Source organism: Aquiflexum sp. (assembly GCF_977115555.1).
Map to the genome: position 1 here is coordinate 1 of NZ_CDSBKL010000101.1, position 11,740 is coordinate 11,740.

Below are 11,740 nucleotides of genomic sequence, written 5' to 3' on the forward strand. Positions count from 1 at the left end.
ATCTTCAGAAGCATAGACATACTTATTCAGATCATCGTAATTTATTCCGGTCATGGCCATGTAAACACGGGATGCTTTGTGGTTGGAAGGAGAGATGCTTCGGATATAGTTGTTCGCAATACCGGTTGAATGTTCTTCCCAAATCACACCATCGTTTTTTGAGACCCAAAAAGCGCCATGGTCGGTTCCTGCATACAGCAATCCTTTTTCTGTTGGCGATTCTACAATTGTGCCAGTGGCAAATGATTTCTTTTCTTCAAATGAAGAGTTAGTAAGATTGGGACTGATCACTCCCCAGGTATCACCCCGATCAGTACTTTTTAGAACGTAATTTCCTCCATGGTATAAAGTTTTACTGTTGTAGGCGGACAAGAAGTAAGGTGTCATGTAGTTAAATACAAGCGTATCCTTCATTTCCTTGGGAAGCGTAGGCATTATGGAAACAGCCACATCTTTGGATTTGTCTAACCTCATCGCATCTCCATGTTGACGGCTATAATAAATAATGGATTTGTCCTCCGGGTCAACTTGGGTTACACAGCCATCGCCACCATCCCAAGGATCGATCCAGACATATTTCCATGGATCAGGAAATTTTGTATTTAATTCCTTTGCCGGGCCATAAACAGTGGCATCGTCCTGCGTTCCTCCATAAATCGTATAATCAGATTGGTCTATCGTGATATCGTAAAATTCACCTGTTGGAATATTGTTGTAATGAACCCATGACAATCCTTTGTCATAGCTCACATAAAATCCACCATCATTGCCCAAAGCCAAATGATTGGGATTTTCAGGATTAATCCATAATTCGCATTGATCAAGATGGAGGCCTTGGGCTAAGCTCGGGGTCATGCGGCTGACCTGTCCTCCAATAAAGGAAAATGTCTTGCCGCCATCGAGACTATGTGCAAGGCGAACGCCAAGACAAAATACTTCTTCGTCATTTATGGGATTTACATACACATCAGTAAAATACCAACCGATACCTGGAAATATTTTAAATGGCTCCGAATGGGTTTTTGTCCAGTTCAATCCACCATCAACTGTTTTGTAAAGTTCGGCGGCCTCGTCTCTTGGATTGTTCAGATTGTCAATCAACGCATAAGCTTTGTCAGGATTGGTCGGGGAAACCGTGAGACCAATTCGTCCAATTTTAGGTCCACTTGGTAATCCCTTCGTAGAAGCAGTCCATGTTGCTCCGCCATCAGAACTTCGGTAGACACCGCTGTTTTCTCCACTTATTCCCGGAAATATTTCCCATAAGGAAGCATACATGATTTCCGGATTGGAGCGTGAGATAACAATTTCATTTGCTCCTGTCATGTCATCCTTGCACAATACATGTTCCCAAGTTTTACCTCCGTTGATCGTTCTATATAATCCCCGGTTTTGATTTTTAGACCAAAGATGTCCAAGAACACAAACGAAAACAATGTCAGGATTAGTTGGGTGAATTTCAATCTCCGCAATTGCCCAGGAATCTTCCAGACCAATGTTGCGCCAAGTAAGGCCTGCATCATCAGACCGGTACATCCCCGTACCGGGCAAAGTGAAATTTCTTGGCTTCTTAAGGTTTTCTCCCGTTCCTAGATAAATGATACTTGGGTCAGAGGGTGCCAATTCAACATCCCCGATACCGATTGAAGACTGCTCATCAAAAACAGAATTCCAACTCAGACCATGATTGGTGGTTTTCCATAGTCCACCTGACCCAAATCCGACATACATCGTACCGGGATGTGAACCATCCACCTGAACTACATCAGCACGTGCCGAATTGACTGTGGGTCCTAATGATATCCAATCCAGTTTGAAACTGGTTTCTTCCTTCATTTTTTTATAATCTTGAAAGGAAGCTTCCAAAGGAGAGAGGGGCTGTTGAGCAAAAAGCGTAGTGGAAGAAAAAATAAGTAGCATAATGTTAGCCACTATGGTTATTTCAATTGCTAAATTTCTGTTCAATTTATTGATATATTTCATGGAAAATTCTTACTTGGTAATGGTAGGAAGGATTCACTATAAAGCAATATAATTATTTCTAATTAGCTAGACCCTATGGTGGCATTTATTTGGATTTCACTCGCCATCCTTACGGTTTGGTTTAGTGTTGTTTTGACGAGGGATTTTCTCAGACATAAAAACAGGTTGGAACCAAGTAGCTGGAGAAAAACTTCAATCATCGGTTTTGTGGTCAATTTTTTTGATGTGCTGGGAATTGGTGCCTTTGCTCCTCAAACAGCCTTGTTAAAATTTACCAAACAAACTGAGGATAAGCTTATTCCAGGTACTATGAATGTCGCCAATACGCTCCCTGTTTTGTTACAGGCTCTGATTTTTATAACGATCATTGAAGTCGATCCAAAAACCCTTATTCTAATGCTAATCTCAGCTGCTATCGGGGCCATCGTAGGTGCAGGTATAATTTCAAAACTTTCTGAACGAAAAATCCGGCTGACTATGGGATTTGCTTTGCTTATTACTGCGGGTTTTATGCTTGCCCGCAGTTTGGATTGGATACAGGGTGGGGGAGACGCTATTGGTCTTGAAGGAGGTAAACTTCTGATTGCAATTGTTGCAAACTTTTTCCTTGGAGCTTTAATGACTGCCGGAATTGGATTATATGCCCCTTGTATGGCTTTGGTTTTCGCGCTTGGGATGTCACCACAGGTGGCTTTTCCGATTATGATGGGATCATGTGCTTTTTTGATGCCGCCCGCATCCATTCGTTTTATTCGAGAAGGGGCGTACAATAGGAAAGCGGCTGTAGCGATGGCAATCCCGGGAGTAGTGGCGGTATTGATTGCTGCATTTATAGTGAAATCGTTGCCGTTGGATATTCTCAGATGGCTAGTGATTGTTGTAATACTTTATACCTCAACAGTGATGCTGAGAGCTGGATTGGTTCAAAAGGAATTGAGTATGGATTTGAAGAAAAAGTGATTTGGAATTATTTTGAAATTACAATCAGGAAAAATGAATTAGAAGAACTGCAGTTTACCAACACGAAGAAAAAAAGGTGTATTATATATTACTTTATGCTAAGCAATTCCTTATAGCTATGATTAGCAAAACTACTTTTGGTACTCTATTTTAAGAATTTTCCATACAAAATCACCCATTTTGGTTTTAACTATCACCTCATCTCCAACAGATTTACCAAGAAGCGATTTAGCCATGGGAGAGTCCATAGAGATATAATCCTTGTTACCTATTAACTCCTCGTAACCGACAATACGAAAACGATTTTGAAGACCTTTCTTTTCGTTTTTAATTTCTACCCAAGCACCAAAATTCACTTTTCCTTCTTGGTTGGGGTGGTAGTCAATCACTTTAAAGTCATCAATACACTTACGCAAATAGCGTAGGCGATTATCAATTTCTCGAAGACGTTTTTTGTTGTAATGGTAATCGGCATTTTCTGAACGATCTCCCAAACTTGCGGCCCATGCAACCTTAGCGGTAACGTCTGGACGTTCAACTCGCCACAAATGATCATGTTCTTCCTTTAATTTTTGTAAACCTTCGGAAGTAATAAATTGTGAGCGATTGAGTTTTGGTAGAGTTGACTCTGGGATTTTTCTCCTCATGATAAATGATCTTACTTTGAAAATTTTCACAAGATAATATAATGATGGGATAGGTTTATATGCCCCCTGTATGGCTTTGGTTTTCGCGCTTGGGATGTCACCGCAGGTAGCTTTTCCGATTATGATGGGATCATGTGCTTTTACAGCACCGAACAGTAAATGTTATGTAATTAAACCTTTCCCATAAATTACAGTGATATTTTTATTCCTAATTTGATTAATATTTAAGCTTTTCGTCTTTGTCCCAAAGTCCCCAATAAGCTCCGACATCACCTTCGGCGCCTACTTTCCAGGATTCGTCGAATGAAGAGAAATAAAAGATATCTACCGAGTCCATTTTTGACCAGGTTTGTATATTGATATAGTATTTCATGAAGTTTTCATCGGAGGGAACTGCTCCGTAAAGGGGAGTTCCTTGGCTCGGCCAACCCGTCTCAGTGATGATTACTTTTTTGCCATTTCCCGCTTTCAGAGCCCGGTTATACATATCCTTGATGTACAGTAGGGAATAATCCAACGCACAGCCTTCCCAATAAGGATAGCAATTGGCCAAAATCACATCGCAGACCTCAGTGATTCTAGGTCGTTTCTCAAACTCATAGTAGGCATCCACATAGCCAATCGGAGTTTTAGGAGTTTCTTTCTTTACTTTTTCGATAAAATCCAAAAGCTGATCTTCTGTGAGATCTTTACGATACATGACTTCATTGCCTACTGCGGCGATATCCACGTATCCTTCTTTCGCCAGTTTGATAAGGCCTTCTACTTCCTTTTGATTTATTTGATCATCTTTTCCCAACCAAGCACCAACCAAAGTCTTCATGCCCATTTCCTTGGCAATAATCGGAATGAGCTCATTCCCCTCGGTACAGGAAAAAGACCTTACCCATTTACTGTACGGACGGATAATTTCTAGTCTTCTGCGTATCTGCGCTTCGGTCAGAGTATCTCCCGGCTCTTGCCCCTCCACATAAGGACTAAAGCAAAGGCCATGCATGCCATCCTGAAGCAGTTCTTGAAATGACTCCGCTAATTGTTGGTAAGACAATCCTTGCAGGTTTTTTCCGGCAAGTGCCAGAATTTTATCAGCATTAAATGACATAGTAATCAGTATTTTAAGATTTCGTTTTTGTTCCAAATTCCCCAGCTTTGTCCTACCTCACCTTCATGGTGAACTTTCCACGGTTCGTCGAATGAAGAGAAGTTGAACAAGGCTATATTTTCTTGTTTTGCCCATTCGTTGGAGGCAATGAGGTATTTCATCGTGTTTTCAGGAGAAGGCATTGCTGCTCCTAGATTTTCCCCTGAGTCCGGCCAGCCTGTTTCTGTAATAATAACCTCTTTTCCGTTAGCAGAATTTTTGACCGTTTCATACATTTTTTGCAGATAGGTAGGCGCTTGATCGATATTGCAGCCTTCCCAGAAAGGATAGCAGTTGGCCAGAATCAAGTCACAGTTTGCCAAGATTTCTGATCGCTGGGAAAGCTGGAAATAGGTATCTACGTAGCTTACTGGCACATTGGGAAGTGAATGCTTCACGCGTTTTAGGTAATCGAGTACTTCTTCTTCGGTTAGTTCACTGCGAAGAAGGACCTCATTGCCTACCACGGCTATATCAACAAGCCCTTCTTTTGCCAGATGGATGAGTTGCGCTATTTCCGCTTCATTTTTGACTTTGTCAGTACCAAGCCAAGCACCGACCATGGTCTTCAAACCTTTTTCTCGGGCTATTTTTGGAATGAGTTCATTTCCATCGGTACAAGAGAAAGATCGTACCCATTGAGTATGAGGCGAAATGATTTCTATCCTACGCTTAATCTGTTCTTCGGATAGAATGTCGCCTATATTCTGTCCTTCGAGATACGGACTGAAACACATTCCATGGAAACCCTCCTTGAGGGTTTGGGCAAATATTGCTTTGATTTCAGCAGTTGATTTGCCAAGGAATTTATTTTGCAGTTTAGCAACTGCCAACTTATCATCGGCTGTAAGTGAAATGGATTTTTCTACTTGATAGTCCGAATTAGTAGCATCATGCTTGGGCTCAGACTCTTTACGCTTTTTTAATTCTTCCCGGATTTCGTTGGCCCTTTTTTCATCCACATCGTAGTCGTGCATAAGGTACATGGCAGCTATGGTTCCTAACATCGGCAGCCCAGAGAAGAAAATCCTCAGGCCATCTACGGCGCCTTCAGGCTGCACTGCTGCATTTCCATCGAAACCGACTACCGTCAGAATCAAGCCACTCAAACCGCCTGCTATAGCAAACCCGAACTTCACCATGTACCAATAAATGGCACCGAATACCCCTTCCCTTCGTTTTCCATAATTCAGTTCGTCTAAGTCGATCACATCGGCAGTCATGGACATCATTAAGACAAAAAGGCTACCGATTCCAAAAGAGTGTAACGGAAGGGAAAAGATGAACATCCAAGGTTTGCCAGGCACAAAAAGAAACCATAAAGAAAGATAGCCTACCAAGGCGATGCCTTGGGATACCATAAAGGCATTCTTCTTACCAATCTTCCTAGACATCCTAGCTACCACAGGAATGACAATAAAGGTAGTGACCAACGCACCGATACTTCCGAATAAAGGCGTCCAATAGCCGGCTGCCCCGGCATCGCCCTTAAACAAATGCCAAACCACTATAAAAAAGACAAAACCTGCTACAGTATTGAATGCATTGAAGATGAAAAATGTGGAAATACACAATTTCCTAAAAGGTGTAGAGGAAAAGGCTTCTTTGAACCCTCTGACGATTTGGGAAATACTATCACCTATTGCATTGAATGTCAGCGGTGAGAAATTTTCATTTTTGGTAGATTTGCTGGGAATAAAAATGGCAGGAACCATGGCACATAATGCAAATATAACTCCAACCCAAATCGATAATTCACGTGTGGCAGCCTCCGGGGTGGGGAACCAACTTGGCTCGTACATTATGACCCAAAACCACGGGGCAATCACCCAAGCCCACTGCCCAATCCATTGGGCTATGGCCATAATCTGGGTGCGCTCATGGAAATCCTCACTCATTTCATAGCCCATGGCTACATAGGGTACACTGAAAATAGTAAGTCCGATGTAAAAGGCAAAAGAGCCAAATAGGAAATAGGTGAAGTTATAATTCACACTGTTATCCCCATAAAGTTGCCACATCACGGAAAAAGCAAGACCCATCAAAATAGCCCCAAGAAATACATATTGTCTCCGCCTGCCCCATCGGGATTTGGTGTTATCTGAGATAAAGCCCATAATGGGGTCTGTTACCGCATCAAGGACACGAGGGATAAAGTATACGATTCCCCACATCCAGCCGGGGAATCCCAGATTTTGAACTAGTACCACCATAAATATCCCCAGTGAAGCAGGAAACATTTGGTTGGCTAACATACCAACGCCGAAGGCAATTTTTTGACCCATAGGGACTTTACTCGAAGTGGTTGACATAGTTACTTGGGTTTGTTAGTGGTTTTGGAAATTTTTATTGTTATTGGTTGTTATAAAATGATATGTGTTTGGACTTACTTGCTCGGATTTACCATTACATTTTTCATGAGCTGTTCTTTATCCCCATTGAAGGTTTTTACTATTGGATTACCATTCCTGGTCAAACCATCAAAAGTGCCTTTGTCAACCAAATCCCAAAGTCCATATTTTGCTTCTCCTTTGAGGGTAAATAGCCCAAAGTGGTTTTCTGAACCATGAGGATTTTTGGCATCCTTCCATTGCTCATTGAATGCTTCAAAATAAAAACAGGTAATTCCTGATGAGTTGGTCCATTCTCTCATATGCTTATGAAAAAGTGCTTGTTTGTATTCGTCGGAAGCCCGAGAACCTTCAGGTCCATAAAACCCGTCTGATTCAGAAGCCCATCCAGTTTCGCCAATATGTATCGGTTTATCCACTCCCAGACTTTTGACATACTTCTGCACCTCATTGTACTGTGCTTTTGCAAAGCCTATTGACCTCAACATCGCTGCATCAATTTTCTCTATATCTGATAATTGGCTTTCTTCAGGAGTCACATGCCAAAAAACAGGGTAATAATGGGTGTTGTGATAGGGATAAGTATGCATGGAAATATAATCCACGGCCTTGATCAGTTTTTCAAGATCTTCGGTATGATAGCTTGGATCAGCGCCTCCCCATGCAGCAAAATCATCAGAGCAGGTAATCCATAAGTCTTTTGGAAGTTTACCATCTGCTTTCAAAGTTTGCAGGTGAGTAACCCACTTTAGGATGACGGAAGGCTGTACATAATAACTTGCTGCCCAGGTAACCATTGCCTCATTTCCTACTGCTAATATTTTAATTATGTCCGGGTATTGACTGGCAAGTGCTACAGCCCTTGCAATCTCACCTTCATTTTGTTCACTTTCCTGGTTATGATCAGGGTTTTCATCCGTCCATGCATTTTTACAATCTATCCAGGCACCCAACATTACATACATTTCAAAATCGGGATTTTCGCTTTTAAGCTCACTGATAGCTTTGACCACATTTGAGGCATGGGGGAGTTGTACATTATAGGTTCTCAATATCCTGATTCCCATAGCGGATAAGATCTTGATATCTTCTTTAAGTTCCTCAATGGTAGGCTGAAATTCTCTTGATTTTTCACGGTATCCTCCATAGGAGATCGCTTGGTATTCAGGATTGCCTAAGATTTCTTTTGCTGTCACTTCTTTCTTGGTTAGTTGATTCGTTTCTTCTTTTTGTTTTTGGTTACAACCAAAGCTAAAAGCTAAGATTGCACCTGCAATAACTAATTTTGATGATGACTTCATACTAATTCCTTTTATTTATGGTTATTTCAATTTCATTTCTCATTAAATCAAGACTTTTTGAAACGTAAGCCAAACCCCATTGGAAACAGGGGTTTTATCGAATCATCCCAATAGTTTGGACCGTATTTCCCTCGGAAATCCTCTTCCGATTTTGGCCAAGAGTGGGGTAGTTTCCCTTTGAAGTCATAATCACCATAGAGTACTTCAGCAATGCCATGGCCTTCAGACCCAGGCAACCAGGCCGCAACGAATGCATCTGATTGTTCAATCTGAGGAGTGACAACCAAAGGCCTCCCGGAAATAAGTACCATGACGACTTTTATCCCTTTCTCCGCATAGGTCTTGATATATTGCTGATGGGATTCTGTAAGCGTAAGTTGATAAGCGTTCATTTCTCCTCCAATGTCCCCAAAAAACTCTGCATAGGGAGTTTCTCCAACTACAATCACGGCAATATCTGCATCCACATTTCCGCTACCATCTTTGTCGTAAGCTACCTCAGCAGTTGAAATTTTTCTAAATCCCTCCAAAATCGTGGTTGCTCCCTGATAGTTTTCATTGGTTCCCTGCCAGTTTACAGTCCAACCACCTGACTGCAATCCTGAGTTATCTCCAAATTCACCAACCACTACTATTTTAGCGTCCTTTTGAAGAGGTAAGGTATTATTCTTATTTTTTAACAAAACCAGAGACTCTCGGACGGCTTGCCTAGCTACTTCGCGATGTGCTTTTATGCCGATTTTTTTGATGAGTTTTTTATCAGGAAAAGGATTGTCAAATAATCCAAGTCGGAATTTTTGTCTCAATATTCTACGTACGGCATCCTTAATCCTTTCTAATGAAACCACCCCATTTGCAACAGCATCTTTGAGACCTTTTTGAAATCCTTCCAGATCTCCATCGACAGCCATTACCATGTCAATTCCGGCATTGATAATATCGTTTTCTCCAAACCTTGAGTATCCCTTCCAGTCTGAAACCACGATCCCATCAAATTTTAATTCGCCCTTTAATAGATCAGTGATCAACTCCTTATGTGCGTGCATAGAAAGACCATCTAATGTATTAAAGGAAGCCATCACAGCACCTACACCTTCCTCTATAGCAGCCTGATAGGGGGGGAGAAGTCTTGCTTTTACTTCATCTAAGGATAAGGATGAATTTCCTCCTTCGACCCCAAAATCAGTAGCACCGTCCCCAATAAAATGCTTGGCTGTGGCCAAAACACTGTTACTTTGGAGAAGATCACCTTGATGTCCACGGACTGAAGCCCTCGTCAATTCAGTGGTAATGTCCGTGCTTTCAGAAAAAGCCTCGTAAACTCTTCCCCATTTTTCATTAAATGGTATAGCCACACAAGGTGAAAAAACCCAATTAAATCCTGTTGCCTGTGTCTCTGTGGCAGTAATGGCAGCGGCTTGCCGAACCAAGTCGGGATTTCCGGAAGCTCCTAAACCAATGTTATGTGGAAAAATCGTAGCCCCTTCAAAAGTATTTTGGCCATGCACAGCATCCACGCCAAACAACAAAGGAATTCCTAAACGTGTGGAAAGGGCTTGTTTTTGTAAACCCGTAAATTTGGCTTGCCAATCTGCAGCTGTCTCTCCAGGCAGCGGACCTTGGGTATGGATAACCGAACCTATGAACCGGGTCTCGACATCATCTGCTGAGATATCATCAAAGTGTCTTACTTGCGTCATCTGACCTATCATTTCATCGATAGTCATCACAGCAATCAAAGCGTCGATTTTTTCTTCAATAATCTGAAAAGCATTTACTTTTTTACCCATCCGGTCGGTACTATCCAAAACTAATTAAACATAAGCAACAAATATCAGGTTAGGCGGAAATATTGGTATTTATATTAACGTCTACATATTTAAATGAACAATAATCTGAACAATATCGCCTGTACGTCCAAATATACTTTGGCTCATTTCCTCAGTTAGATTTAAGTTTTGAGATTTTGAAATATAGCCATTTTTCATAATTACATCAAGTTCAGTCTGATCAGCAAGCTTATAGACAATAGGAATCTGACAATAAGTAAAACCTAGAGATCCCGGCTCTAACCCTAATTCCAACCATTCTGAGTTGACATCTACATACTTAAATGTTTTTGGCTCGGTTAGAAACTCTTCTTTTCTCAACATCGCAATGTCAAAGCCCAATTTGCCATCCCTCACAAAAACTCCCAGCTCTCCAAAACGGCTTAAAACATCTTCTTTTACCTGACCTGTCATTCCCGGTTGTTGTACGCCTTTACCAAGGGGAGTATGTGAATATGGATCAGTCGGGAAAGCACCATATAGGGTAGGGGATTTATGAAGTCCGATCCCTTCATTGATTTCATAATAATGATGTAGAAGCCTATTTATTAACTTCTCATTTTTATTGTTTTGGATTGCTTCTTGACAACATTCCTGTACAGCCAACAATAGCTTAGAAACCATGTGCCAATAAATTGATCCCAAACCTTCATAGCCAAAAAATGTCCCTGATCGTCCCGTAAAGGATTTATGGTCAAAAATTTCCTCGAATATCTCAAGGACTTTGCTTATCTCAGATTCTTTGATCTGTTTGTAATTGGTTTTGGAAAGTAATTCCAATTCAATTCTCAGGTCATTGGCATTTTTAAAATTCCCATTAAAGTGATAACCGCCGTTCACATCTTTCTCTACTATCTGCTTATTTCCCTCATTGAGAAGCATCATGAGTATTGAAGAACTGGAAATAGCCTTTTGAGAAATGTTATTCTTTTCAAGAAACCCTTTTAAATTTTTATTGGGATAGAGGATATAGCTATTCTGATCCTCTCTATAAAGTGCACTACTTCTCAAGACATCCAATAAATCCAACACCTCAGCAGATGACAAGTAGCCGGAGCTTAAAACAGCTACCTGACCCTCTAACATTTCACTCAGGTAAGAAACAGAAATCTCTTCTTGATTTTCAACTGTCATCAGGTTATAGCCATGATATAGGCCGTCTTGTCTTTTGTTTGCACGAATGCTATGTTCCAAATAGGCAAGGCATATTTGGGTGAAATCCCTAAGGTCTTGGATCTGAATGGCTTCTTGATTGCCACTGAAAGCATGATCGTAAATCTGAGTTCTATAATTACTGCCTGCCAATCCTAGGCCATCTAAGATCCTTTTGCGGTCCTCGTTGCCAAAAGAGGCATCTAAAAGTGATTTATTTTTCAAAAGCGTTTCTGATACGCCCTTAAAAAAAGTCATCAATTCTTCTGAAATCTCAACTGCCGGAGGGGTCTCTTGTACAGGTGGTGGTAAAACTACCTCCTCCCCACTTTCCATATCCAAAACAACATCTTCCAAAGACAGATCGTCTTGCGCT

7 protein-coding genes and 1 pseudogene are annotated in these 11,740 nt (G+C 41.2%); 1 reads left to right on the forward strand and 7 read right to left on the reverse strand.

The window, feature by feature from the left end; genetic code table 11:
* Positions 1 to 1,836 (reverse strand): WD40/YVTN/BNR-like repeat-containing protein (locus ACZFYI_RS08230; protein WP_462523644.1); only part of this gene is annotated, 1,836 nt, incomplete at its 3' end.
* 222 nt (positions 1,837 to 2,058) lie between these two features.
* On the opposite strand from ACZFYI_RS08230, the gene ACZFYI_RS08235 reads away from it, so the two are divergent.
* The gene (locus ACZFYI_RS08235; protein ID WP_462523645.1) at positions 2,059 to 2,943 is read left to right on the forward strand and encodes a sulfite exporter TauE/SafE family protein; all 885 of its coding nucleotides are present in this window, start codon (positions 2,059 to 2,061) and stop codon (positions 2,941 to 2,943) included.
* Between the two features lie 131 nt (positions 2,944 to 3,074).
* Here ACZFYI_RS08235 and greB read toward each other — a convergent pair whose 3' ends face one another.
* The 6 genes and pseudogenes from greB to ACZFYI_RS08265 all read right to left on the reverse strand — a co-directional run.
* Complete coding sequence (gene greB / locus ACZFYI_RS08240) at positions 3,075 to 3,590, reverse strand: transcription elongation factor GreB (protein ID WP_462523646.1); 516 nt, start codon at positions 3,588 to 3,590, stop codon at positions 3,075 to 3,077.
* 217 nt (positions 3,591 to 3,807) lie between these two features.
* Complete coding sequence (locus ACZFYI_RS08245; RefSeq protein WP_462523647.1) at positions 3,808 to 4,692, reverse strand: glycoside hydrolase family 17 protein; 885 nt, start codon at positions 4,690 to 4,692, stop codon at positions 3,808 to 3,810.
* 5 nt (positions 4,693 to 4,697) lie between these two features.
* Positions 4,698 to 7,043, reverse strand: a complete 2,346-nt coding sequence (locus tag ACZFYI_RS08250; protein ID WP_462523648.1) for an MFS transporter — start codon at positions 7,041 to 7,043, stop codon at positions 4,698 to 4,700.
* 74 nt (positions 7,044 to 7,117) lie between these two features.
* A complete protein-coding gene (locus ACZFYI_RS08255) occupies positions 7,118 to 8,383 on the reverse strand; it encodes a glycosyl hydrolase family 17 protein (protein ID WP_462523649.1) in 1,266 nt (421 codons plus the stop codon).
* Positions 8,384 to 8,430: 47 nt separating this feature from the next.
* Positions 8,431 to 10,173, reverse strand: coding sequence for a glycoside hydrolase family 3 protein (locus ACZFYI_RS08260; RefSeq protein WP_462523650.1), 1,743 nt, complete (start codon positions 10,171 to 10,173; stop codon positions 8,431 to 8,433).
* Positions 10,174 to 10,254: 81 nt separating this feature from the next.
* Positions 10,255 to 11,740: pseudogene (locus ACZFYI_RS08265) on the reverse strand (hypothetical protein); the annotation flags it as partial.

Coding starts and splice junctions, on each gene's coding strand:
- ACZFYI_RS08235 (WP_462523645.1), top strand. CDS start 2,059: ATGGTGGCATTTATTTGGATTTCACTCGCCATCCTTACGGTTTGGTTT.
- greB (WP_462523646.1), bottom strand. CDS start 3,590: ATGAGGAGAAAAATCCCAGAGTCAACTCTACCAAAACTCAATCGCTCA.
- ACZFYI_RS08245 (WP_462523647.1), bottom strand. CDS start 4,692: ATGTCATTTAATGCTGATAAAATTCTGGCACTTGCCGGAAAAAACCTG.
- ACZFYI_RS08250 (WP_462523648.1), bottom strand. CDS start 7,043: ATGTCAACCACTTCGAGTAAAGTCCCTATGGGTCAAAAAATTGCCTTC.
- ACZFYI_RS08255 (WP_462523649.1), bottom strand. CDS start 8,383: ATGAAGTCATCATCAAAATTAGTTATTGCAGGTGCAATCTTAGCTTTT.
- ACZFYI_RS08260 (WP_462523650.1), bottom strand. CDS start 10,173: ATGGGTAAAAAAGTAAATGCTTTTCAGATTATTGAAGAAAAAATCGAC.